The 25070-nt window shown below is 51.2% G+C and carries 17 protein-coding genes; 9 read left to right on the top strand and 8 right to left on the bottom strand.

What is annotated here, in order from left to right; translation table 11 throughout:
• Positions 1 to 19: 19 nt before the first annotated feature.
• The 4 genes from CIL02_RS08115 (at position 20) to CIL02_RS08100 (ending at position 7512) form a co-directional block, all read left to right on the top strand.
• Positions 20 to 1939 (top strand): glycoside hydrolase family 13 protein, encoded by a 1920-nt coding sequence (locus CIL02_RS08115; RefSeq protein ID WP_094400717.1) that lies wholly within the window; start codon positions 20 to 22, stop codon positions 1937 to 1939.
• A gap of 209 nt (positions 1940 to 2148) precedes the next feature.
• Positions 2149 to 3135, top strand: a complete 987-nt coding sequence (locus CIL02_RS08110) for a metallophosphoesterase (RefSeq protein ID WP_094400715.1) — start codon at positions 2149 to 2151, stop codon at positions 3133 to 3135.
• Positions 3136 to 3178: 43 nt separating this feature from the next.
• Positions 3179 to 5872 carry a TonB-dependent receptor domain-containing protein gene (locus CIL02_RS08105; protein ID WP_094400713.1) on the top strand — a complete coding sequence of 898 codons (2694 nt, stop codon included), beginning with the start codon at positions 3179 to 3181 and terminating at the stop codon, positions 5870 to 5872.
• Between the two features lie 44 nt (positions 5873 to 5916).
• A complete protein-coding gene (locus CIL02_RS08100; RefSeq protein ID WP_094400711.1) occupies positions 5917 to 7512 on the top strand; it encodes an Ig-like domain-containing protein in 1596 nt (531 codons plus the stop codon).
• Between the two features lie 825 nt (positions 7513 to 8337).
• On the opposite strand, the gene CIL02_RS08095 is transcribed toward CIL02_RS08100, so the two are convergent.
• The gene (locus CIL02_RS08095) at positions 8338 to 8805 is read right to left on the bottom strand and encodes a C-GCAxxG-C-C family protein (RefSeq protein WP_170935049.1); all 468 of its coding nucleotides are present in this window, start codon (positions 8803 to 8805) and stop codon (positions 8338 to 8340) included.
• Between the two features lie 416 nt (positions 8806 to 9221).
• On the opposite strand from CIL02_RS08095, the gene CIL02_RS08090 reads away from it, so the two are divergent.
• From CIL02_RS08090 to CIL02_RS08080, 3 genes are all read left to right on the top strand, one after another.
• On the top strand, positions 9222 to 12374 hold the full coding sequence (locus CIL02_RS08090; protein ID WP_094400709.1) for an alpha/beta fold hydrolase: 3153 nt from the start codon (positions 9222 to 9224) through the stop codon (positions 12372 to 12374).
• A 110-nt stretch (positions 12375 to 12484) separates the two neighbouring features.
• Positions 12485 to 13525: a YeiH family protein gene (locus tag CIL02_RS08085; protein WP_094400707.1), complete on the top strand. Its 1041-nt coding sequence runs from the start codon at positions 12485 to 12487 to the stop codon at positions 13523 to 13525.
• A 16-nt stretch (positions 13526 to 13541) separates the two neighbouring features.
• On the top strand, positions 13542 to 14549 hold the full coding sequence (locus CIL02_RS08080) for a glycosyl hydrolase 53 family protein (RefSeq protein WP_094400705.1): 1008 nt from the start codon (positions 13542 to 13544) through the stop codon (positions 14547 to 14549).
• 448 nt (positions 14550 to 14997) lie between these two features.
• On the opposite strand, the gene tsf is transcribed toward CIL02_RS08080, so the two are convergent.
• From tsf to dacB, 7 genes are all read right to left on the bottom strand, one after another.
• The gene (gene tsf, locus CIL02_RS08075) at positions 14998 to 16002 is read right to left on the bottom strand and encodes a translation elongation factor Ts (RefSeq protein WP_094400703.1); all 1005 of its coding nucleotides are present in this window, start codon (positions 16000 to 16002) and stop codon (positions 14998 to 15000) included.
• Positions 16003 to 16031: 29 nt separating this feature from the next.
• Positions 16032 to 16844 (bottom strand): 30S ribosomal protein S2, encoded by an 813-nt coding sequence (gene rpsB, locus CIL02_RS08070; protein ID WP_094400701.1) that lies wholly within the window; start codon positions 16842 to 16844, stop codon positions 16032 to 16034.
• Between the two features lie 151 nt (positions 16845 to 16995).
• Positions 16996 to 17382 carry a 30S ribosomal protein S9 gene (rpsI, locus tag CIL02_RS08065; RefSeq protein ID WP_094400699.1) on the bottom strand — a complete coding sequence of 129 codons (387 nt, stop codon included), beginning with the start codon at positions 17380 to 17382 and terminating at the stop codon, positions 16996 to 16998.
• A 10-nt stretch (positions 17383 to 17392) separates the two neighbouring features.
• A complete protein-coding gene (rplM, locus tag CIL02_RS08060) occupies positions 17393 to 17854 on the bottom strand; it encodes a 50S ribosomal protein L13 (RefSeq protein ID WP_094400697.1) in 462 nt (153 codons plus the stop codon).
• 320 nt (positions 17855 to 18174) lie between these two features.
• On the bottom strand, positions 18175 to 18957 hold the full coding sequence (locus tag CIL02_RS08055) for a glycosyltransferase family 2 protein (RefSeq protein WP_094400695.1): 783 nt from the start codon (positions 18955 to 18957) through the stop codon (positions 18175 to 18177).
• Positions 18954 to 20228, bottom strand: coding sequence for a glycosyltransferase family 4 protein (locus CIL02_RS08050; RefSeq protein ID WP_094400693.1), 1275 nt, complete (start codon positions 20226 to 20228; stop codon positions 18954 to 18956). Before CIL02_RS08050 ends, CIL02_RS08055 begins: the two co-directional genes overlap by 4 nt.
• 64 nt (positions 20229 to 20292) lie before the next feature.
• On the bottom strand, positions 20293 to 21606 hold the full coding sequence (dacB, locus tag CIL02_RS08045) for a D-alanyl-D-alanine carboxypeptidase/D-alanyl-D-alanine-endopeptidase (protein ID WP_094400691.1): 1314 nt from the start codon (positions 21604 to 21606) through the stop codon (positions 20293 to 20295).
• 227 nt (positions 21607 to 21833) lie between these two features.
• Between dacB and nadB the strand changes: the two genes are divergently transcribed.
• Entirely contained in the window at positions 21834 to 23423 is a 1590-nt protein-coding gene (gene nadB / locus CIL02_RS08040) for an L-aspartate oxidase (RefSeq protein ID WP_094400689.1), read from the top strand.
• Positions 23424 to 23437: 14 nt separating this feature from the next.
• Positions 23438 to 25021: a beta-N-acetylhexosaminidase gene (locus CIL02_RS08035; RefSeq protein ID WP_094400687.1), complete on the top strand. Its 1584-nt coding sequence runs from the start codon at positions 23438 to 23440 to the stop codon at positions 25019 to 25021.
• The last annotated feature ends 49 nt before the right edge of the window (positions 25022 to 25070 follow it).

The raw sequence follows: 25070 nt of genomic DNA, 5'->3' as shown, positions 1-25070 counted from the left end.
TACAAAAATTCCACACCCGATGAAGACGACAATAGCCGCCCTACTTATGGGCACCGCAATGACAATGAACGCAGCTATGAAGGTAGACCGCATAGAGCCTACCGACTGGTATGTGGGCATGAAGGACACAAGCCTTCAGCTTATGGTATACGGACAAGGAATAAAGACCGCCGACGTAACCACCGACTATCCCGGCGTACGCATCGACAGCATAGTGCGCCTCGACAGTCCTAATTACCTTCTGATATACATGAACCTCGCTGAGGCACAGCCTGGCACTATGACCCTTAACTTCCGGCAGGGAAAGAAGAAGCAGAAGATTCCCTATCAGCTCAAGGCGCGTGAGAAGAGCGGACATGAGCGCATAGGCTTCAGCAATGCCGACGTGCTCTACATGCTCATGCCCGACCGCTTCGCCTCGGGAAGGACAGACAATGACCAGATGGATGGCATGCGTGCCTACAGGAACGACCGCTCGCAGCCCAGCCTGCGCCACGGAGGCGACCTTGAGGGCATACGCCAGCATCTCGACTATTTCAAGGAACTCGGCGTAACGGCATTGTGGTTTACTCCTGTTCTTGAGAACAACTCTCCCGACCATGGCACCCAGAGCACTTACCATGGCTACGCTACAACAAACTATTACCGCGTAGACCCACGCCTCGGCACCAACGAGGAATATCGCAGACTCTGCGACGAGGCACACCAGAAAGGCATAAAAATCGTCATGGACATGATATTCAACCACAGCGGCTTCGAGCATCCGTGGGTGGCAGACATGCCAGCCAAGGACTGGTTCAACACACCCGAGTGGCTGCTGCCTGAGAACCAGGCCAAGTCCGTAGCGCTAAAGACCATGGATGGCGACGCTAAAGTGAACGACAAATACCTGCAGACGAGCTATAAGCTCACACCCGTAATAGACCCCTATGCCAGCAAAGTAGACCTCAGAGAGACCGTAGACGGATGGTTCGTGCCTACCATGCCAGACCTAAACCAGCGCAACCCGCACGTGATAAAATATCTCATCCAGAACAGCATGTGGTGGATAGAGACCATCGGCATCGACGGCATACGCATGGACACATATCCATACGCTGACGCTGAAGCCATGGCACTATGGATGAAGGTCATTGGCGAGGAATATCCCAACTTCAACACCGTTGGCGAGACATGGGTAACGGAGCCTGCATACACAGCAGCATGGCAGAAGGACTCCAAACTGGCAAGAACCAACAGCTATCTGCCTACGGTTATGGACTTTGCCTTCTACGACCGCATTAACCAGGCAAAGAACGAGGAGACGGACGACTGGTGGCATGGCTTCAACAGAATATACAATAGTTTCGTCTACGACTACCTATACCCCAACCCCTCAAGTGTCATGGCATTCATCGAGAACCACGATACCGACCGCTTCCTGGGGAAAGGCAAGGACTCTACAGCTCTTAAACAGGCTTTGGCCATCTTGCTCACCGTAAACAGAATTCCACAGCTGTACTATGGCACAGAGGTGCTGATGAACGGCACAAAGGAGATTACCGACGGCAATGTGCGCAAGGACTTCCCCGGCGGTTTCCCCGGCGACGAGGTCAACAAGTTCACACGTGACGGACGGACACGGGCCGAGAATGCAATGTTCGACTGGCTGAGCCGCATACTCCACTGGAGGCAAGGTAACGAGACTATAACCAAAGGCGCACAAACGCAATTCATCCCCTACAAGGGTGTCTACGTCATTGCACGTACCCTCAACGGCAATACCGTGCTCACCATCCTCAACGGCAAACGCTCAGAAGCTCTCTTCGACGTGGCACGCTATGCGGAAGTAATAGGCAACCGCACTACGGCCACCGACATCACCACAGGAAACAAGGTTGACATAACGGCTCCTGTAACCCTTGCTCCACGCCAGACAATGATACTTGATATTAAGTGATCGCAAAGAAACACACCTATATAAGGTGGGGCTCATTATTCCCACCATAACCCAACTCCCACTATAAATGCTAGGAGGCTTCCTGACAGAAGCCTCCTTTTTTGTAACAGTTCCGAAACACCAATGACGCAGGTTCTTATTATCTGTGTCACCACGTTGTAACAATATGCCAGTACCTTTGCAGGCGAAAAATCAAATAGAAGATTTATATGGATTTATCTGTTAGCATTAAAAGCGCTAAGCGCAACCTGCTGATTGTATTTCTTGCAATAGCAGCATCAGTGATTGTTTTTTCAACAGCACACGCACAGTCTCCCACACAATGGGAGGAGCTGGAAGGCGACGTAAGCCTCTTTATAGGCAACGACCTTGGACGCAATGGTTATTACGACCAAAAGCCTATAGCCGAATTGATGGGCAAGATGGCTGAGACCATAGGCCCGGAGGCAGTGCTCGCCCTTGGCGACGTTCACCACTTCGGAGGCGTAAAGTCTGTCAACGACCCACTGTGGATGACCAATTACGAGCTTATTTATTCTCACCCAGAGTTGATGATCGACTGGATGCCTATTCTCGGCAACCACGAATACCGCGGCAACACCCAGGCTGTGCTCGACTACAGCAATGTGTCAAGGCGCTGGGTGATGGGTGGACGATACTATACCAGAGTATTCAGCGACGATGACAGCAAGGTGAGCGTAAGGATAGTGTTCATAGACACTACCCCACTGATAGACCGCTATCATAACAGCCCCACCTACCCCGACGTCAACAATCAGGATGTAAAGGCACAGCTGGCATGGATAGACACCACGCTCGAAAACGCCAAGGAAGACTGGGTGATAGTAGTAGGACACCATCCCGTCTACGCCCAGACCAAGAAGGACATCATCGAGCAGCAGGACATGCAGCGCAACCTGTTGCCAATACTTAGAAAATACAGCAAGAAGGTTGACATGTATGTCTGCGGACATATACACAACTTCCAGCACATACGCCGCGGCAACGACGGCATAGACTTCGTAGTCAACTCAGCAGGCTCATTGGCCCGCAGTGTCACGCCAACAGAAGGTACGGTGTTCTGCTCACCAGAACCTGGTTTCTCTGTCCTTACAGCCACACCTGAGAAGCTGTCACTGAGCATGGTCGACAAGACTGGAACAGTCATTCACAAGATAGAGAGAACGCACAAATAAGCATCGAGGCACAACTGAAACACGACTCAACGACAGGAAAAGCATGAGAACAATAGTGTTGGCCATTCTGCTCCTGGCTGCAAACATCGCCGCCCATGCCAGCATCGTCAAGGGCAAGATAAAAGACGTGCTGTCGGGAGAAGAGATTATTGGCGCATCAGTAATCATAAAGGGGTCCGGCAACAAAGGCACAGCCACCGGACTCGACGGCAGCTTCCAGCTGTCACTCAACAAATTCCCATGCACACTGGTGTGCAGCTACGTTGGCTACAAGACCAAGGAGGTTACCATAAGCAACAGCGACGACGTTGTCGACATTGACATGGAGGCTGACGCAGTAGCTCTGGGCGACGTGGTGATAGTGGCTGAGAATACAGGCTGCTCGGAGATGGGCGCAAGGCTCATGGAGCGCAACTCACTGAACGTTGTCAACGTAATGAGTGCAAAAGCCATCGAGCTGTCACCCGACATCACCGTAGCAAACGTCATACAACGTATGAGTGGAGTCACCATGGAGCGCAACAGTTCCGGAGAAGGACAGTACGCCATACTGCGAGGAATGGACAAACGGTATAACTACACTCTGGTCAACGGACTGAAAATACCGAGCCCCGACAGCAAGAACCGCTTTGTGCCACTCGACATATTCCCATCTGAGCTGCTCGACAGGCTGGAGGTGACCAAATCGCTCACTGCCGACATGGAAGGCGACGGCATTGGCGGAGCCGTAAACATGGTTATGAAGGATGCCCCAGCACAGCGGATGCTCACAGTGAATGTGCAGACAGGCTACAGCTCGCACTTCCTGAACAACGACTTCCAATCGTTTGTCCATGGCGACATAGTAGGCAGCAGCCCCAACGAACGCTTTGGCATGGCCTACCCTACTGACGAGGGCGACTTCAGCATGAAGAACCTTCATGTCAGCACGCGCAAGCCCCTGCCCGACATAGCTGCGGGATTTGCCTATGGCGACCGCTTCGCCAATGACCATCTGGGAGTGATGGCGGCCTTGAGTTTCCGCAACAGCAACAAAGGAAAGACCAGCGACATATACGACACGACAGCCGACAACGACGGGATACAGCGTGTGACGAACCGCTACTTCTCGGAAAACCAGACACGACTGGGAGCACATGCAAAACTGGACTATTACATAACGCAAAGACATAAACTCGCACTGTATGGTGGATATATGGATTTCGGCAACTCGCAAGTGAGGGATGCCTTTGCAGAGCAGGAGGAGACAATCCGCCTGCGCTGGCAGAGACAAACCATTGCCAACGCATCGCTGCTGGGTGAGCACCGGATGCTGGCTGGCGACGCGCTGACTCTGAAATGGGGTGCGAACATTGCCAAGGCTAACCAGAAGACACCAGACAACACGCAGATTCAACTCAACAGCAACACAGCCGGAACATCGGTATGGGTGAACAAGAACGTAGGAGCCATCAGGCGGTGGGAGCACAACTCCGACAGGGACATTGCCGGACACTTTGACATGGGTTACAAGATTAAGGCCGGACACACAACTCTCGACATCAATGCCGGAGGCTTGTACCGCGACAAGAAACGAGACAGCTACTACCATGAATACACTTTCCAGCCTTACGATGAGTCCAAGGAGACGCCCTACGACCAGTTCAAGGGCAGCGACTGGGACAACTACGACGGCATAAGCCTGCGCCTGAAGAGCTATACGCTCACCGACCCCATGAACTACGGTGCAACAGAGAAGATTGGAGCCGGCTACGGAAAGGCCACTCTGACAGCAGGCAAGTGGCAAATAGTGGCAGGACTGAGGGCTGAGAATACCCGACAGGGATATACTCTGCAGTTTGTGACCGACGGAAACGCAAACGCTGGAGAGCAACGCTACACCGACTGGTTGCCCGATGCCCACATCAAATGGAACGTACACCGCGACGCCAACCTCAGACTGTCGTACTACAAGGCCATCAACCGTCCGAGCTTCTTCGAGATTGTACCCTACCACATCATAAACGAGGACTACAACGAATGTGGCAACCCTGACCTGAAACACACCACAGCCGACAACTTCGACCTGCGGTATGAGTATTTCCCGGGACAAAGCGAGCAGCTGATGGTATGCCTGTTCTACAAGGACATTCACAACCCTATAGAATATGGCATGACAGCCATAGGACAGGAGACCTTCTACACCCCGGGCAACTATGGCAACGCTTCAAACTGGGGACTGGAGATTGACGTGATGAAATACTTCAACCGTTTCGGTATAAAAGCCAACTATACCTACACCCACTCGAAAATAACCACCACCAAGCTGCGTGAGCTTACAGCTGCCGACGGAACAATATACACCGAGCATGCCGACCAGAGCCGTCCGCTCTTCGGTCAGGCCGCCCACGTCTTCAACTGCTCGCTGCTCTACAAAGACGCCAAGAACGGATGGGACGCACAAGTGGCATGCTCATACACAGGCAAACGCATAGCCGTGATTGAGCGAATGTACGAGAATGACCGCTGGGACGCACCACTGTGGCAGCTCGACGCAAGCATGGAGAAGAAATTCAAGGGTGGATGGAGCGTATTCGCCAAGGCGCAGAACCTGCTCAACTCCGCAATCATCAGATACTATAATGCCAACGACCGCAACGCCAACTTGCAGAATGTACGCCGATACAACGGGGGCGTAGTGGAAAGGGAAGAGAAAAACGGAGTGAGCCTGACAGCAGGAGTAAGATGGAAGCTGTAAACGCACAATAACAGACAAAACAACATTACAACAAAAAAAATAGTATGAAGAAAGCAATGAGATTTCTGATGATGATGGCGATAGCCCTCACATCCGCAACAGTGACAACATCGTGCAGCGATGACGATGAGACAGTTACACTTAGCAAATTCACCATCGACCCGACAGCAACAACGCTGACACCGGGCGAGACTCTGAACGTTAACGTACAGTTCTTCCCCGAGAATGTCGAGGACAAGACCGTAGAATGGACATCTTCCGACAACGAAGTGGCAACTGTTGCCAACGGAGTTGTCACCGCCATAAAGCCCGGCTCTGCCACCATCACCGCTACTCCCGCAGCCATGCCTTCATTGGCAAAGACGCTTAGCGTAAGCGTTACCGCAAAGGCAATGACAGTATCAGGCGAGGTGTCAGGAACATGGGACGCATACACCACCGTAACCGTAAACGGACAGCTGAAAGTGCCTGCCGGCAAGAGCCTCACCATAGAAGAAGGTGTAGAGGTTATCTTCAACTCTGCCGATGCCAACGGAACAGGCATCGAGTTCACCGTAGACGGCAACATCTACTGCAAGGGTACTGCCGATGCTCCCATCCTCTTCTCTGTACCAACTAACGAGCGCAAATTCAGCAACGTCACCGATTGCAAAAACCTGTGGGGTGGCTTCATGCTGAACAGCAGCGACGCACAGGCTGAGGCACTCTTCGAGAACTGCATCATCGAGTATGCCGGCAGCGCAATGACAGAGAATTCACCATCAGTCATCTCTGGCATCTACACAGCAGGCGAGGACTACGGAGTACAGATTACTACCGGCCCGAATTTCCAGGGCTCGCTCGTAGTCACAGGGTGTGTGATAAGGAACGGATTTGCCGACGGCATATACATGCAGGGTGGACAGGCCATCATCACCAACAACACTTTCTCTGGCAATGGAGCTACTGGCGGCGAGGCCGTTAACGTGAAGGCTGGCACGAGCACTGTTGTAGCATACAACGTGATGTACAGCCCCAACACCAATGGTCTGAAGCTCTCAAGTTCTGGCCAGGACGATGCCGCAGGCCGCGGACAGGCCAAATGCGTGGCATACAACAACACCATCATCAACGCAGGATGGCGGCGTGACGGCACCAAGGGCGGATGTATCTACGTAGAGAAAAACATACTTGTCAACGTGTTCAACAACCTCATGGTGAACTGCAAGTACCGCGCACAGGTGCCCAAGTGGGGTACCCCAGGCATATCGGACGGATGCGACGACAAGTCGGTAATCGACTACAACTGCTATGCTGCCAGCGCAATAACCAGCACACTTCAGCAGGACATCGACGACGAAACTACAGTGCCATACCTCAACTACGTATCCAACAAGAACTACGCTGACGCCATTGACGCTCACAGCGTTATTGCCAAGGGAGCAAACGACCTGGGTGTAGCCTTCGCCAACTACGCACTTGACACCAACCGTCTGGACAATGCCGTCTATGACGAGGCTTGGGACTTCACTGCAAAGAGCCTGCCAGAAGGTGCCACCGACGGTGCATCGCTTACCGGCATAGTGAAGACATCGCTTACAGTAGGTGGAAAGACATACGCTGCCGATGCTCCGCAGAAATTCTTTGGAGCAAGAAAGTAACAGCCAACATACTTGGAAGAACCCAAAACAGCATGGAGGACGTGTCACAATCAAGTGACACGCCCTCCTTGTCTTATTAATAAGTAGGGTGTACAGTTTGATGTGCAAAAATTGAATATCCTAATTCTGAAGTTCATGTCGATAATTGTCGCGCTGAACCAAAGGTCGCCGGCTGAACCAAAGGTCGCCGGCTGAAAGGAAAGGCAAAGGAAAGGCAAAGGAAAGGCAAAGCGCAAAAGCGCATAGCCCAGGGTAAAGCGTAGCGGCACCCTGGGGTATTTCATATAGGTGATGGTCGCGCTGTAAGCGCAAAAGCGTAGATAACGGCTCTGTTGAAAAAACATGGCGATGGGACTCCTAAATGAAGGCAATGCTTTGCGTGGGCGGATGCAAAGCTTTGCGTGGGCAGATGCAAAGCTTTGCGTGGACAGATGCAAAGCTTTGCGTGGACGATTGCAATGCTTTGCGTGAGAGTTGGACTGAACTGGCACAGAAAAGTCTGTCCTATTCTGGATAAGATAAAAGGGGGAAAGACTCACCCTACGGGGCACTTAGCCCCCAGGAAATTTCTACTGAACCTAGATAACAGCAGGACAAATAACGCTTTTGCCCTTTCTTTAATTGACAATGTCTCCTTACACCCAGGATGCCGCTACGTTTTACCCTGGGCTATGTGCTTCTGCGCTTACAGTGCGTGCTGGTCAATGCGTGTTCGGTGAGCAAGTAGTCAGAGTAAATCAGGAACAGTTCCATTTTGGGTACATCAAACTTTACACCCTACCTAATAAATAGGGTCTCCAATTTGATGTGCAAAAAATGGATATCCTATTTATCCACATCCATCAGGAACTCCGCAAAGATGCGCGCAGCACTCTCCACCTTGGCCGCGCACGGCCTCACCTTGTAGTATTCGGCCGTGCGCTCATCAGGCACGTGCGTCACCTTTGTCTCCGGCCTCACCCCACCTATGCCGAGCAGTTCGGCACAGATGATGGAGCCGTTACGCTCCTTGAATGTGGCAAGGAGCCGCTGTACCACCTCGTAGCATGCGCTCTTGCCCTTGCGGTCGGCGCCATCTGTCTGACCGCAATGCAGTCCGGCGAGAATGACAAGTCCCGACACTGCACCGCACATCATGCGCATTCTGCCAACGCCGCCTCCGAAACCAGCTCCTATACGCTTGGCCATGTCGGCATCCAGTCCATACAAGTCTGAAAAGGCTGCGACAACACTCTGGCAGCAGCCATATCCCTGCATGAAATACTCTACGGCAAGGGATATCCTTTCTTCCAAATCTTTATCCATAGTCATTATTATATAATATGTATATTCTCTTTCGCTCATTCCAATATGGCATCTGCCGTCCAGCACGAATGCCATCAGGGACATCCTGCTGCAAAAATAAGCATTTATAGCGGAATACACACTTCTTTTGACAGATTTTTCTCAACCACCTAAGTGCTGGTAAAAAAACTCTGTGCGATTTATCTCATTAATCACCAGAAAAAGTCGGATGAACCTCATAATTGTCCACAAAAGAAAGAATATTCTGTAAAAAACAGCGATTTACTCATATTTTGTTGTATCTTTGCCATGTCAATGGTGAATTTCAGTCGCTTTAGTATGCAAATAATGCAGGCTGAAGTGCTACGGAATTTAGGTAAAAGCTCAAAATAAACTATTAACTTCACATCAATATCCAAATAAAAATGAAAGTTCGATTACCGATATTAGCATCATTAGTTTTAGGCATCCAGAGTGTAGCTGGCCAGACAATAGAGGATGTTTTTATGAATCCTCCTGCCGAGGCCAAACCTATTATGATATGGCAGTGGATGGACGGCATGATATCTGAAGAAGGAATAACCGCCGACTTGGAGGCTTATCAGAAAGCAGGCATCGGTGGTGTGCAGAACTTCCAAGTGGGAGGTACTGCACAGGGACTGGTGAAGGACACTGCCAATGCCATTGGCTCAGAGCGATGGCAACAGCTGATGCGATTTGCCATCAGCGAATGCCGCCGCCTGGGTCTTACGTTTGGAACGCACAATTGTCCCGGATGGTCGTCAAGTGCCTATCCTGCCGTCAAGCCCGAGTTCTCCATGCAGAAGCTGGTTTGGACCATGGTTAACTCACAAGGCAGGCGATATGTCAGCCTGAAACAGCCTGAGACCAATTTTGGCTATTATGAAGACATAGCAGTTGTTGCAGTTCCTGATGACAGCATCGTTCATACAGCACAGATTATTGTCTCTCCACAAGCCGCTTCCATCCAGCTTCCAAAAGGAAAATGGAAAGTCTATCGCTTCGGCCATACCGCCAATGGCAAGACCAACGGCAGCACGTCACCCGAAAGTGGTACCGGTCTGGAGTGCGACAAGATGAGCCGTGAGGCAGTTGCCCATTATTGGTCGACCTATCCTGCCATGCTGCTAAACCTTGCTGGTGAAGAGTCAGGCAATACGTTCCAACTATTGGAGATTGACAGTTATGAGGCTGGCGGTCAGGAATGGACAAAACGGATGCCAGAGGAGTTCTCGCAAAGAAGAGGGTATGACATGCTCAGATGGTTGCCTTCGTTGGCGGGGGTAGTAATCAACAGCCGTCAGGCTACAGAAAAGTTCAAGCGTGACTGGCGTGATACCGTATCAGATTTATTTGCTGAGAACTATTATGGCTACATGAGCGAGCTGGCGCACAAGCACGGTCTGCAGTTGTTGGTGCAACCATACGGTACCGGCTCTGCCAAGCCGTTCAATCCCATCAATACCGATAAGATAGTGCGCCAATTAGCCGCAGACGACCCAATATGTGCAGAGTTCTGGGCGAAGCCCACCAATTGGGGCTGGAAGGACATTCCCCGTGTAGTTAATGCTGCAAGGCGGGGCGGGCATGAAGTTGTCTACGCTGAGGGATTCACCTGTTGGCCGCTTCATGCATGGAAGGACGACCCGGCCCGGCTGAAAGCAATCGCAGACTCTTCCTTCTGCCTTGGCATCAACAGGTTGATGCTTCACGCAGCGGCCCACAATCCCTGGGTGAACGCAAAGCCGGGCATGACTTTCGGCATGTGGGGCACATGGTGGACACCAGGACAGACATGGTGGAAGGATGGTGCCCGTCCGCTGTTCTCCTATTTCGCCCGCTGCCAGGCGCTATTGCAGAGAGGACGTTTCGTTGATGACTTCAAGAGCAAGAATCCCTCGATGACTGCTGATGCAGACGGTATTCACTGGATACATCGCAAGGATGGCGAGGCTGATATTTATTTCGTTGCCAACGCCAAGGACTCTACCCTGACCACAACCCTAACCCTCAGTTTGAGTGGGAGGATTCCTGAAATATGGGATCCGGAAACCGGTACATGGTCTATGGCTGAGACATGGACGTCTGCCGAAGGAATGACACAAGTCAGACTTCAGCTGACTACACGCCGTGCCGTATTCCTTGTCTTAAGAGAGCAGACAACCGAACAAGGGCCTGGTCTAATGCCGCATCAGCCCGCTTCTGTGGAGGAAATAGTTCTCAATAACCCTTGGGCCATCAAATTCGACGATGGCAAGACAGCTGAGTGGACTTCGCTGTTGCCGTGGAACGAGTCATCCGATGACAATATCAAGTACTACTCAGGCACAGCACGCTATACGCAACATCTGTATCTGAAAGAGTTGGACCGAAACTACAACTACGTGCTGGATTTGGGTGAAGTGAAAAACCTCGCCGTAGTCAAGGTGAACGGAAAGATATGCGGCACACTATGGCGGCCACCCTTTACTGTCGACATTACTGACGCTTTGCTTGGAGGCGACAATACGCTGGAGATAGATGTCACCAACTTATGGGTTAATCGAATGGTTGGCGACGAGCAGGAACCAGACGATGTGGAATGGTCAGAGCCTGTGACCTTTAGCGCAGCCCCAAACTCGCCAAGTATCGGCAGGTTTATGAAGGAAGTGCCCGAATGGCTCAGCAAGGGGATGGCACGTCCCACAAAGCGCAAGGCTGTTGTCTCAATGAAATTCTTTGAGAGAGACACTCCCCTTCTTCGCTCGGGATTGATGGGACCAGTGGTATTGCAAAAGATTCCCACAGATGCCGAACAGCCATCCACTGAAGAAGAGCTACGGATAAAACATGGCAAGCATGAAATCTATGGTGTGTTGAGCACGCCCGACAATGACCAAAAGCGTCACCCGATAGTAATTGTGTCTCATGGTTTCAATGGCACGCATCATCATGGCCGTAATTATTTCAAGATGCTCAACGAACTGGGATATATGTGTTATGCCTTTGATTTCCCTTGTGGTGGAACAGGCAGCCGTACGGACAACAACACTGTGAACATGTCAGTGCCTGATGAGCAGAAAACATTGGAGGCTATCGTGCGATATTTCAAGTCACGACCTGATGTCGACAAGAAGAACATAGTGCTGTTGGGTGAGAGCCAGGGAGGACTCATATCAGCCTTGACAGCTGCCAGGATGAAAAAAGACATCCGCAAGCTGGTTCTTGTATTTCCGGCCTTATGTATTCCAGACAACTGGAACAGCCGCTATCCGCAGGTGACCGACATTCCGGATACTACAAGAATATGGCAGGTACCCATCGGACGGCGTTTCTTCACAGAGATACGGGATATGGACCCATATAAGGCTGTTGAGGCATACGAAAGCCCTGTCCTGATAATCCATGGCGATGCCGACGCAGTGGTTCCTATAGATTATTCGCGGCGGGCTGTCAAGTTGTACAAGAATGCCCGACTGGTTGAAATTCCACATGCCGGTCATGGGTTCAACGGCAAAGATTTCAAATGGTCTTTGGATAATATAAGGCAGTTCCTCGTAGAGAATGATTTTCTCTAATTACACTTGCATAATCCGTAATAATTGCCTACATTTGTAGCAAAACAGACGTTGGCGTCTGTATAAACAGGAACTAAAAAAATAATATCGTTCAACCAACAAACAACAACATGAAGATTTCAGAACAAAGAAGCAGCATGCTGCACGGAGTGCTGCTTATGACCCTCTTCGCCTGCGCCGCCTTCTATATAGGCGACATGGCCTTCGTAAAGGCATTGTCGTTCTCACCGATGATAGTGGGTATCATACTTGGTATGCTCTATGCCAACAGCCTCAGAAACAACCTGCCCGAGACGTGGACTCCCGGCATAGCCTTTTGCTCGAAACGGGTGCTCAGGTTCGGCATCATACTCTATGGTTTCAAGCTCACCTTCCAGGATGTGACAGCCGTTGGCCTTCCCGCCGTCTGCATTGACGCCATAATCGTTGTGTCAACAATACTCATAGGCATCGGTGTTGGCCGTCTGCTGAAGATGGACCGTGGCATAGCCTTGCTGACATCCGTAGGAAGCGCCATCTGTGGAGCGGCAGCTGTCCTCGGCACAGAGTCGGCCATCAGGGTAAAGCCTTACAAGACGGCAGTGGCTGTGGCTACGGTAGTGATATTCGGCACCACGGCCATGTTCCTCTACCCTGCCCTGTACCGTGCAGGCATCTTCGACCTTACACCGCAGCAGATGGGCATCTACGCCGGTTCCTCCATCCACGAGGTCGCACATGTGGTAGGTGCCGGAAACGCCATGGGAAAAGAGGTCTCCGATAGCGCCATCATCGTGAAGATGATACGTGTTATGATGCTCGTGCCCGTGCTGCTCGTCATTAGCTGGGATGTGGCACGCCAGGCCCGGCGCAATCCAGAGGCAGACACCATGGAGCGTGGGAAAATCAATATACCATGGTTCGCCATTCTCTTCCTTGCCGTCATCTGTTTCAACAGCCTGAACCTTCTGCCGGAGGCTGTCGTGGCAGGCATCAACACCTTCGACACCTTCCTGCTCACCATGGCTATGACAGCTCTCGGCGCAGAGACAAGCATAGAGAAATTCAAGAAGGCTGGAGCCAAGCCGTTCGTGTTGGCAGCCATACTCTTCGCATGGCTGCTCGGTGGCGGATATATGCTGGCCAAGTTTGTAGTACCAATGTTCGGATAACAGGGAGGGCACCGATATGAAAAGGCTATCATACTTTCTCGCCTCAGCAATGCTCGTACTCACCTCCATGAGTGCCAGGGCGCAGGAGACTTTCTGGCTTGGAGCGGACATCAGCGGAACAACAGAGATGGAGTCCAAGGGCATCAGGTTCTACAACAGCAAGGGAGAGATACGTGAGAACACTGCCCTGATGAAGGAACTCGGACTAAACGCCGTAAGACTAAGGGTATGGGTGAACCCGCGTGGAGGATGGAGCGGTGCCGAGGACGTGCTGGAGATGGCACGCCGCGCACGCTACTACGGAATGGCAGTAATGATAGACTTCCACTACAGCGACTGGTGGGCAGACCCAGGGAAGCAGCATATACCTGCCGCATGGCAGTATATGAAATTTGACGAGATGCGGCATGCCCTCGCCTGCCATACACGCGACGTGCTGAGACTGCTCAGAGAAAACAGCATCGACGTGAAATGGGTACAGGTAGGCAACGAGACCACCAACGGATTCCTATGGCCTGTGGGACGCGCATCGGACAACATGGAAAACTACGCATCGTTTACTCAGGCTGGCTATGAGGCCGTAAAGGCGGTGTACCCAGACGCAAAGGTTATAGTACACCTCGATGGCGGTTGCGACCGTAAGCGCTACGACTTCATATTCGACGGACTGCGCAAGTATGGTGCCAAATGGGACATCATCGGACTCAGCGTCTACCCCTACTGGGACATAGAGGCCAAGCTCGAGACCGACTGGCAGGGCACTGTGAGGGATTTCACGGAGAACATCAGATACCTAAGCCGGAAATATTCTACTGAGTGCATGGTCGTCGAGACGGGTGTGGAGGCTAAGAAACCCAAGGAAGGCAAGACGATAATGAAAGCCATCATCAACGCCGCACGCAACGACTGCGACGGCCACTGTCACGGCGTGTTCTACTGGGCACCAGAGCTCGAGGGCCACTACCCTCTCGGAGCTTTCAGCAACCACCGCCCAACAGAAATCATGGATGCGTTTGGAGAATAGGCTATTATCTCATATAAGATTGTTATTGTGTTGATAATTAGCGTTTTTGATATTGTTATTAATTAGGGTGTCCAATTTGATGTGCAAAAATGAATATCCTAATTCTGAAGTTCATGTCGGTAATTGTCGCGCTGTAAGCGCAAAAGCGCATAGCCCAGGGTAAAGCGTAGCGACACCCTGGGTTATTTCATGTAGGTGATGGTCGCGCTGAAAGCGCAAAAGCGTAGATAACAGCAGGATATATAACGCTTTTGCGCTTACAGCGCGCAAGGACAATGTCACATTACACCCAGGGTGCCATTTCGCTCTACCCTGGGCTATGAGTAGGTTGCCCTTTCTTTTTCACTGAGCCGTTTTATCCACTGAGCCAAGATAGTACCATTCCCGGCAAACCCAAAAAAAAGCGGGAAGGAAACCTTCCCGCTTTGATATTGATGTTGTGTTGAAATTACTCAGCCACGAGAGTGAAGCGCTTGTAAGCGACAATCTTGAGCTCAGCATCCTGCTTCTTCAGGAACTCAGCAACAGTCTGCTTGTCGCCATCACCGAACTGGAACTCCTGGTCAACGAGGCAGTTGTCCTTGAAGAACTTAGCCAGACGACCCTTAGCGATGTTCTGTACCATCTGCTCAGGCATGTTGGCGAGCTTCTGCTCAGCAGTCTCCTGCTTGAGCTTACGGATAGCGTCAGCGTCAGCCTCTGTGATGTTACCCTTACGGATACCCTCTTCGAGGTGCTCCTCGCTCTCAGCAATATAAGCGTTGTAGCCAGCCTTCTTGATGGCAGCAGCAACAGCCTTCTCTACCTGCTCTTCCTTGGTCTTCTGAACAGCTACCTTGTACTCCTCGTCCTTAACCTCCTGTGGTACGGAAGCCTCGTCGAGTGCTACAGGCTTCATGGCAGCAACCTGCATGGCAACCTTGTGGGCAGCCTCAGCAGCAGGCTTGTTTGTCTGAACCATTGTAGCGAGGGTATGCTTGTTCATGTGGTCGTAGATTTCGATGTTCTCGCCCTCGAGGAAGTTGTAGCCATCGATTTCCATCTTCTCGCCAGAGATACCAGAACGCTGCTGAACAGCAGTTGCAGCATCATCACCGTTAGCGAGCTTCAGGCTCTTAACCTCTTCGAGGTCCTTAGCCTTGGCAGCGATAGCAGCGTCGAGGATGCTTTCGGTAAGAGCGATGAAGTCTGCACCATTGGCAACGAAGTCAGTCTCACACTTTACTGCAACCATAGCAGCGAAGCCGTCAACCTTCTTTACGAGAACGCAGCCATTTGATGTTTCACGATCAGAACGCTTGGCAGCGATGGCAAGACCACGCTCACGAAGCAAGTCCTTTGCCTTGTCGAAGTCACCTTCGGCCTCTACAAGGGCTTTCTTGACATCACCAAGTCCGGCACCAGTCATTGTGCGGAGCTTCTTGATGTCGTCCATTGTTGGTTTGTAAGCCATAATATCTTTAAATTCTAAATTTTACAAAATTATTCAGCAGCTGGAGCTTCCTCTGCAGGAGCCTCCTCCTTACGTGCCTTACGTGGAGCACGCTTCTTGCCCTCGGCAGCCTCTTCAGCCTGCTCAGCAGAAGCCTTCTCGTCGGCCTTCTCAACCTTGCGCTCCTCAAGACCCTCGGCGATAGCGCCGCAAACAGCGTTGAGGATAGTCTCTACAGAGTCCTTAGCGTCATCGTTAGCAGGGATGATGTAGTCGATGTTCTTAGGATCAGAGTTGGTGTCAACGATACCGAAAACAGGAATACCGAGACGGTTAGCCTCCTTGACAGCGATGTGCTCCTTCATTACGTCGATAACGAAGAGTGCAGAAGGCAGACGTGTAAGGTCAGCGATAGAACCGAGGTTCTTCTCGAGCTTAGCACGCTGGCGGTTGATCTGCAGAATCTCACGCTTAGAGAGGTTAGAGAATGTACCGTCAGCCATCAGCTTGTCGATGTTGGACATTTTCTTAACAGCCTTACGGATTGTCGGGAAGTTGGTGAGCATACCGCCCGGCCAACGCTCGATAACGTATGGCATATTTACAGATGTAGCCTTCTCAGCTACGATATCCTTGGCCTGTTTTTTAGTAGCGACGAACAAAACCTTCTTGCCGCTCTTGGCAATAGCCTTCAAGGCTTCAGCAGCCTCGTCGATTTTTACTACGGTCTTGTTAAGGTCTATGATATGGATACCATTACGCTCCATGAAGATATAAGGAGCCATTGCAGGATTCCACTTGCGGCGGAGGTGTCCAAAGTGGCAACCAGCCTGAAGTAATTGGTCAAAATTAGTTCTTGACATTGTCGTTTCTTTTGTTTAAATTGTTGTTTACTTTCTTTTTAATTCTTTTGTTAGAACCAATCCGCGGGTAATCGTCCTTGCGGGCAAGTCGGGCGGATTTAGATGCTAAACTGTTCAGTGTTGTCAGCTTTTCTATTCTTCAGCTAAAACATTAACGCTTACTGAACTGGAAGCGGCGGCGTGCCTTTGGCTGACCTGGCTTCTTACGCTCAACAGCACGGCTGTCGCGTGTAAGGAATCCCTGTGACTTGAGAGCCTTCTTGTCCTCGGCATTGACTTTCACGAGTGCGCGGGCGATAGCAAGTCTAAGAGCCTGGCTCTGACCAGTGAAGCCACCTCCGTCAAGGTTAGCCTTAATATCATACTTCTCAGCAACCTCGAGCAGGTTCAATGGCTGCTTAACCACGTACTGCAGGATGGCTGATGGGAAAAACTCTGTCAAATCTTTCTTGTTAATGGTGATCTTGCCTGTTCCCTCTGTAAGGTAAACACGAGCTACAGCGCTCTTGCGGCGACCTATTGCGTTAATAACTTCCATCTTTGCTTAATTATTTATACTGATTAATATCGATAGTCTTTGGCTTCTGAGCCTCATGGATGTGCTCTGTACCCTCATATATATAGAGGTTGTTCATCAGTGAGCGTCCGAGAGGACCCTTAGGGAGCATACCCTTAACGGCGTGACGGATAATCTTGTCAACACCACCCTGACGCTTGCGCAGCTCAGCGGGAGTATTGAATCTCTGTCCGCCTGGATAACCAGTATAACGTGTGTAGACCTTGTCAGTCTCCTTCTTACCAGAGAAGACAACCTTTGCAGCGTTGATGATGATAACGTTGTCTCCACAATCTACGTGAGGAGTGAACGATGGCTTATACTTGCCACGCAGCAACTTTGCCACTTTAGAGCAAAGGCGACCAACAATCTGGTCACTTGCATCGATTACGACCCACTCCTTCTTAGCTGTTTCCTTGTTAACGGAAATAGTCTTGTAACTTAAAGTGTTCATCTTAAATTTTAAATTTTACTACTAAAAAACGTTTATACAATTATTATATACTACAGGCGCAGGCAATGCCTTGCACCCTGTCTGGGCGATTCACTAACCACCATGCCCGGCCAAAAGCACAGCTATTAACACTCCCAGACCGAGGGCTCTAAGTGTACCCTCCAAATAATCGGTCTGCAAAATTACTCATTTTATATGAGTTATGAGATATTAGGGGGAAAGGGATGCTTATATTTAGAGTTTTTTAACTAACGACAAGCGCGTACTGCCTACTGTATTCGTAAAAGTTGCATAGTGAAGATTGAGATGGAGACTACGTCTTACGACTTCTTGCGGATATAATTTCTTATGGCGAACCACAAGTGCATTATGGCCGTGGGAATCAGTCCGTAGTGGTGGCACATGATATGGAACCTTTCACGCAGCGAGTCCTTGTGATGCTGGTTTGTCATGCCTCCATCAAGGTAGTGGGCTACCACCATTCCCGTGTTGCGCATAGCGAGGTTACGCTTTGCCCCAAGCCTCATTATGCGTATGCACCAGTCTACATCGGCGCTGTAACGGTAGTGAAGGTTATATGGTGTGAGCTTAGCAAGGTCAGTCCTGGCATAGAACGCCTGATGGCACACCAGCATTCCTTTCAGGAACGAGCGCCAGGACAACTTTCGTGGAGCCATCAGGTGGCGGTGTCTGAGGAAGTTGCCGTCAGCATCTACGATGTCCGTATCTCCATATAGCACGGCAGGCAGTTCCTCGCCATCGCCCACAGCGGCCTCAACCATCTCCAACGTATCTGGTGCAGGAAACGTGTCGCCGGCATTGAGGAAGAGCACGTAGTCGCCTGTAGCCATAGCTATGCCCTTGTTCATGGCATCATACAGTCCCTTGTCGGGTTCCGATACCACGATGACGCGGTGAAGAGAGTCTTCCATTAGGTTTTTCTTACGATAAGCCTCAGCCAGAGCCACCGTGTCGTCAGCAGACGCCCCGTCTATGATGATATGTTCCACATCCTTGCATGTCTGTGCCATGACACTACTAAGAGTTGCCGGCAGCACCTGCGAGGCGTTATAGGTGATGGTGATTATGGAGAATGTTATCATATCTTGTAATTCTTTGATGCCAGAGCCTGGCTGTACAACTCTGTATACCTAAGAGAGACACTTGTTAGCGAATAACAGGTGTGAACCTTGCGCAGGCATGCCGCAGAAAGCTCATTCCAGTCAGCACCAGCAAGTACCCACCTGATGCCATTGGCAAAATCAGCGGCATCGCAATAGTTAGCCACATAGCCATTCTTCAGATGGTCAATCATCTCGGGAATGCCTCCAACCTTAAATCCCACACATGGAACCCCACAGGCCATAGCCTCCATGATGGTGTTTGGCAGATTGTCAGACAGCGATGGCGTAACGAACAAGTCGACAGCAGAGTAGATTGCCACGATGCGTTTTGTCTCGCTTACATATCCCAATGGATATGCCTCCATGGGGAGACGTTCGGCAATCTCCTCTGCCTGTCCGCCGAGTATTGCCACCACAGCGCGCTCACGGAACGAAGGGTCATCAGCCAAGAGACGGTTCAGACTCTCAATCAAGTAATCCATACCCTTTCGCGGGTCTGTAACCTTCTGCGACACGAAGAGAATAATCTGCTTGTCCTCTGGCAGTTGCAGTTGCTTGCGTGCTTCCACTTTATCTACGGGATGGAATATTCTGGTATCTATCGGGTTTGGTATAGACACAATACGCTGTTCCTTCAGCAACGCGCTCTGCCTCGCCTCAGAGCACAGCCATCTGCTACAGGCCACGAAACTTATGCTGCGCGAGGCGAGCATGGCTTTCTTTCGCTTCCACACCCTTGCTGCCAGGTCGCCCAGGCATCCTCCCTTATGCAACATTCCACATTCCCTGCAATGAGACTTGAAGCGCTCGCATCTCTCCGGATAATGGCAGATGGCTGTAGCAGGCCACAAGTCGTGCATCGTCCATACCACAGGCTTGCCGCTATCAAGAATTCTCCTTATGCCCCTCAGCGACAGCATGCCCTGATTTATCCAATGCAGATGAATGACGTCAGCCTCCTTAAATTCAGGAGTCTTTGTGATGTCGATGCCTGTATTGGCTATAGACACCGCAAAGAGGTTCTTGCGGCTGAAGAGATTGTTCAGCCATATCACAAACCGTTCGTAGACGAAGCTCCACGTTTTTCTGAACCAGCCGCCAACAGTCGCCACATAGAGGTGGTCGGTATTTTTCTCAACCACCAGCATCTTGGCCTGAACACCATTGTTGATAAGGGCCTTGGCGAGCCTGCTTGCTGCAATGGCTGCCCCACCCGTTCTCTCGCTTGTATTGACAATAAGGACTCTCATTATATATATTATTCAAGTTTCGTGTGTGCTCAACTATAGTATATGTATCAATAGTGCTGCACCCCTACCTGCACAGCAGCGCACAGACCTTGTCCTGGAAGTTTTTTCCGTTGTGGTTGTGCATTATGCCTTGGTTGATGATGGCAAAACACAGTCTGTGGCCGTTCGATGCCGTACAGTATCCAGCGAGCGAGCTGATGCCCGTCAGCGTTCCCGTCTTTGCCCTCACGTTACCATACGCCGCCGTGCCCCTCATCCTTGATTTCAGCGTTCCGTCAACGCCGGCCACAGGAAGGGCATGATACAGATGTGGAAATATGTTCTCGTTGCGGAAAGCATATCTTAGCATCCTCACCTCCAGCTCTGCCGAGACGTAGTTGTACAGCGACAGTCCTGAACCGTCAGCCACCTGGTACCTTTCCGGGTTCAGTCCCAACTTGGTTATGAGCCTGTTGATGACACTGCGTGCGTGCTTTGCCGTTGCCGGCCTGCTTCCAGACGAGGCAGCAATCTGGTAGAACATGGATTCTGCATACAGGTTGTCGCTCTCCTTTAGCATTTTCATGAGCACCTGCTCAATAGTATGGAAGCGTGAAATCACCGAGAATGCTCCCTGCGGCTTGCGCCTATCACAATTGAAGGACCCGCTCAGGAATCGGTATGCCCTGTCAGCGCTATCCTTGTCGATGATGGCCACTCCGTCGTCGGTGAGCTTCCGCGCAAGCCTTTCCACAAAGTTATTCTTTCGTCCAACGAGCAATGGCGACAGGCACGGATTGTCATCATCCCAACACCATCCCTCGCCCAGCGTCGCCGAGTCTTTCATAGTCTTGTCTGCATAGATGCCTCCCATTATGGTGTCGATGCCCATACGCCTGATGCTCTCCACGAAGGCGTTGAGGTCATCGTTGTTGAATCCCGGGTCGAAGCCTCCAACGCAGTAGATGTCTCCGCACAGCATCCTGCCCTTTACCTCGCCTGTGTAACAGAGGTCAGTCTTGAACTGATATCCGCCTCCGAGCTTATCAAGGGCTGCCACAGCCGTGATGACCTTCATTGTGCTGGCCGGCCTTAGCGTCTGCCTCTCGTTATAGCAGAATATTGCCGAGTCAGCGTCCAGGTCATAGACCATCAGTCCGAGCTGGCTTGTCTTGGTGATGTCAGACTGCACAAGGGCGGCAAGCCCCTCAACGACGGCTTGCGGCCATGGGCATGCAGAGGAGTCTGCCACGGCAGCTATGGTGTCATTGGGCATGTTGCCATCGTGGCTGCCGGCATCGCAATCCGTCAGCTCGCCAGCCTCATTATTTTGCGCACTTGCCGCAAGAACCGCACCAAAGGCCCAAAATAATATATATAATATCTTGTTCTTTATCATGACATAATCATTGAATGTGCAAAATTAGCAAAAAAACTTCGTTTGATGTGTGTATATTAAGATTTATTCGTACTTTTGCAACGGTCAAAGTCTATAGGGCTGAAGCATGAAGTATAAAAATAATAATGTAAAGCCTTCGGCCGCACCACACAATCTCCTCCCCTAACGGGGACCGTGCGAGAACCGCACAACGACGGGCACAGAACAAGAAACCTCAAAAGGCGTATATGACATACAAGTACGATTTTCTCATCATCGGCTCTGGAATAGCCGGTATGAGCTACGCCCTGAAAGTGGCAAGGGCAAAAAAGGGCAAGGTCTGCCTGATATGCAAGACCACACTTGAAGAAGCAAACACAGCGTTTGCCCAGGGAGGAGTAGCCTCCGTGACAAACATGTTGGTAGACAATTTCGACAAACACATTGAGGACACCATGGTTGCCGGCGACTTCATCAGCGACCGCAACGCCGTTGAGCAGGTAGTGCGCAACGCACCGTCACAGATAGCGGAGCTTGTTGGCTGGGGAGTGAACTTCGACCGCAAGGAGGACGGCACCTTCGACCTTCACCGAGAGGGTGGCCACTCGGAGTTCCGTATTCTTCATCATGCCGACGACACGGGGGCTGAGATACAGCGCGGACTGATGGAGGCCGTAAAGAGCAATCCCGACATAGACATCAAGGAGAACCATTTTGCCGTGGAGATTATCACCCAGCACCACCTCGGAGCACGTGTCACCCGCCGCACTCCATACATCAACTGCTATGGTGCATACGTACTGAACCCGGAAACGGAGAAGGTGGACACCTACCTGAGCAAGGTCACCGTGATGTGTACGGGCGGCTGCGGTGCTGTCTACCAGACAACAACTAATCCTATAATAGCCACCGGTGACGGCGAGGCAATGGTATACCGTGCCAAGGGAACGGTGCAGGACATGGAGTTCGTACAGTTCCACCCCACGGCACTCTATCATCCGGGTGAGACCCATCCCGCCTATCTCATCACCGAGGCCATGCGTGGCTATGGCGGCATACTCCGTCTGCCCAATGGCGAGTCGTTCATGGAGAAATACGACGAGCGTCTGTCGCTGGCACCACGCGACATCGTTGCACGTGCCATAGACAAGGAGATGAAGATACACGGACTCGACCACGTATGCCTCGATGTAACGCACAAGGACCCAGAGGAGACCAAGCACCATTTCCCAAACATCTACGCCAAATGCCTCTCCATAGGCATCGATATCACCCGCGAGTATATCCCCGTACGCCCTGCCGCCCACTACATGTGCGGAGGCATAAAGGTAGACCTCAACGGTCTGTCGAGCATAGACCGTCTGTATGCCTTAGGCGAATGCTCATGCACGGGGCTGCATGGAGGCAACCGACTGGCTTCCAACTCCCTCATCGAGGCCGTGGTATATGCTGACGCCGCAGCACGCCACTCCCTGCAGCACGTTGACGAATACGACTTCAACGAGAAAGTGCCAGAATGGAACGACGCAGGAACACTCACCAATGAGGAGAAAGTGCTCATCACGCAGTGCGTAAAGGAAGTCGGAGAAATTATGAGCAACTATGTTGGCATCGTGCGTTCCGACCTCAGGCTCAAGCGCGCATGGGACCGCCTTGACCTGCTCTACGAGGAGACGGAGAACCTCTTCAAGCGTGTGAAGATTACCCGTGAGCTTTGCGAGCTTCGAAACATGATCAACACCGGATACCTCATAACCCGAATGGCCATTGAGCGCAAGGAAAGCCGAGGACTACACTATACCATCGACTATCCGAAGCACGCATATACTAAAGAGTAATTTTTTCCAAGCCTATGTTTAAGAAATCCATCCTAATGACGTTGCTGGCTGCTATAGCCTGCAACGTCAATGCCAGTATCAGCAGTTCCAACTACAATGTCGTGCCCAAGCCGCTTTCCGTAACCGAGGACAAGGATCAGCCCTTCATCATCACTGCCTCCACAACAGTATCCTGCATGTCAGGTGGTGAGGAAATGAAACGTAACGCACAGTTCCTCACAGACTACGTGGCCGAGGCTACTGGCATAAGAATGCAGGCAGCCGAAAAAGCCTCAAAGCAATGCATACGCCTCGTCATAAACAACAAGATTACAGGAAAGGAAGCATACAGGCTTTCCGTCAGCAAGAAGGGCGTGACGATAGAGGCCGCAACGCCTCGTGGTGTATTCTACGGCATACAGACGTTGCGCAAATCGCTCCCCACAGTCAAGGTTGACACCATAACCCTGCCGGCAGTCACCATTGCCGATGAGCCGCGCTTCTCATACCGCGGCATGCACCTCGACTGTGCCCGTCACATCTTCCCGCTGAGTTTTGTGAAAAGATACATAGACCTGCTGGCCATGCACAACATGAATGTCTTCCATTGGCACATCACCGATGACCAGGGATGGCGCATAGAGATAAAGAAATATCCTGAGCTGACAAAGAAAGGCTCATGGAGACCAGAGACCGTCATCGGCAACAATTTCCCTCTCTTCGACGGGACCCCTTATGGTGGCTTCTACACCCAGGAGGAGGCACGAGAGATCGTACGCTATGCCGCCGACCGTTACATCACTGTCATTCCCGAAATAGATATGCCGGGACACATGCTCGGAGCCTTGAAGGCATATCCAGACCTGGGATGTACGGGAGGGCCCTATGAGGTAGCGACGACATGGGGTGTCTTTGCCGATGTGCTCTGCCTCGGCAACGAGAATGTGTACAGTTTCTGCCAAGATGTCCTCGATGAGATAATGGACATCTTTCCAGCCAACTACATCCACATAGGTGGCGACGAGGCTCCACGCGACCGCTGGGCAGAATGTTCCAAATGCCAGGCTAAAGCACACGAGCTGTCGCTGACCACCAACACTCTGCAAAGCTATTTCACCAACCGTATAGAGAAATATGTAAACAGTAAGGGACGGCGCATCATCGGATGGGACGAAATACTTGAAGGCCCCATAAACAAGAGTGCCACCATAATGAGCTGGCGAGGAATAAGTCCTGGCGTAGAGGCTGCCAGCAAGGGCCATGACGTCATCATGACACCCAACTCCCATCTGTACTTCGACTATTACCAGACCGAAGGCCGCAATGGTGGTCCTATACTAATCGGCGGCTATGTGCCGCTGGAGAAAGTATATAGCCTTAATCCCATCCCCGACGACATCCCTGCCGACCTGCGTAGCCACATCATTGGTGTTCAGGCCAACCTATGGACTGAATATATTGCCTATACCTCAATTGTAGAATACCAGGTACTGCCGCGCATGGCAGCACTTGCCGAGGTACAATGGACATCGGCAGCCAAGGACTATCCCGATTTCCTCAGCCGTCTGTCAAGACTCAGAGAGCTTTATGGCATCTACGGATATAATGTGGCGAAATAAGGCTGTATTATAAAAACATACAGCAATTTACAATAACAGAACCAAGGGA

The sequence above is a fragment of the Prevotella sp. P3-122 genome (assembly GCF_002251365.1).
GTDB lineage: Bacteria > Bacteroidota > Bacteroidia > Bacteroidales > Bacteroidaceae > Prevotella.
Note: the sequence above shows the minus strand (reverse complement) of the source record. Positions and strands in the feature narration are given on the sequence as shown.

What these genes read in the sequence shown, in the direction of transcription:
- CIL02_RS08115 (WP_094400717.1), top strand. Translation starts at nt 20, where the DNA reads ATGAAGACGACAATAGCCGCCCTACTTATGGGCACCGCAATGACAATG.
- CIL02_RS08110 (WP_094400715.1), top strand. Translation starts at nt 2,149, where the DNA reads ATGGATTTATCTGTTAGCATTAAAAGCGCTAAGCGCAACCTGCTGATT.
- CIL02_RS08105 (WP_094400713.1), top strand. Translation starts at nt 3,179, where the DNA reads ATGAGAACAATAGTGTTGGCCATTCTGCTCCTGGCTGCAAACATCGCC.
- CIL02_RS08100 (WP_094400711.1), top strand. Translation starts at nt 5,917, where the DNA reads ATGAAGAAAGCAATGAGATTTCTGATGATGATGGCGATAGCCCTCACA.
- CIL02_RS08090 (WP_094400709.1), top strand. Translation starts at nt 9,222, where the DNA reads ATGAAAGTTCGATTACCGATATTAGCATCATTAGTTTTAGGCATCCAG.
- CIL02_RS08085 (WP_094400707.1), top strand. Translation starts at nt 12,485, where the DNA reads ATGAAGATTTCAGAACAAAGAAGCAGCATGCTGCACGGAGTGCTGCTT.
- CIL02_RS08080 (WP_094400705.1), top strand. Translation starts at nt 13,542, where the DNA reads ATGAAAAGGCTATCATACTTTCTCGCCTCAGCAATGCTCGTACTCACC.
- tsf (WP_094400703.1), bottom strand. Translation starts at nt 16,002, where the DNA reads ATGGCTTACAAACCAACAATGGACGACATCAAGAAGCTCCGCACAATG.
- rpsB (WP_094400701.1), bottom strand. Translation starts at nt 16,844, where the DNA reads ATGTCAAGAACTAATTTTGACCAATTACTTCAGGCTGGTTGCCACTTT.
- rpsI (WP_094400699.1), bottom strand. Translation starts at nt 17,382, where the DNA reads ATGGAAGTTATTAACGCAATAGGTCGCCGCAAGAGCGCTGTAGCTCGT.
- rplM (WP_094400697.1), bottom strand. Translation starts at nt 17,854, where the DNA reads ATGAACACTTTAAGTTACAAGACTATTTCCGTTAACAAGGAAACAGCT.
- CIL02_RS08055 (WP_094400695.1), bottom strand. Translation starts at nt 18,957, where the DNA reads ATGATAACATTCTCCATAATCACCATCACCTATAACGCCTCGCAGGTG.
- CIL02_RS08050 (WP_094400693.1), bottom strand. Translation starts at nt 20,228, where the DNA reads ATGAGAGTCCTTATTGTCAATACAAGCGAGAGAACGGGTGGGGCAGCC.
- dacB (WP_094400691.1), bottom strand. Translation starts at nt 21,606, where the DNA reads ATGATAAAGAACAAGATATTATATATATTATTTTGGGCCTTTGGTGCG.
- nadB (WP_094400689.1), top strand. Translation starts at nt 21,834, where the DNA reads ATGACATACAAGTACGATTTTCTCATCATCGGCTCTGGAATAGCCGGT.
- CIL02_RS08035 (WP_094400687.1), top strand. Translation starts at nt 23,438, where the DNA reads ATGTTTAAGAAATCCATCCTAATGACGTTGCTGGCTGCTATAGCCTGC.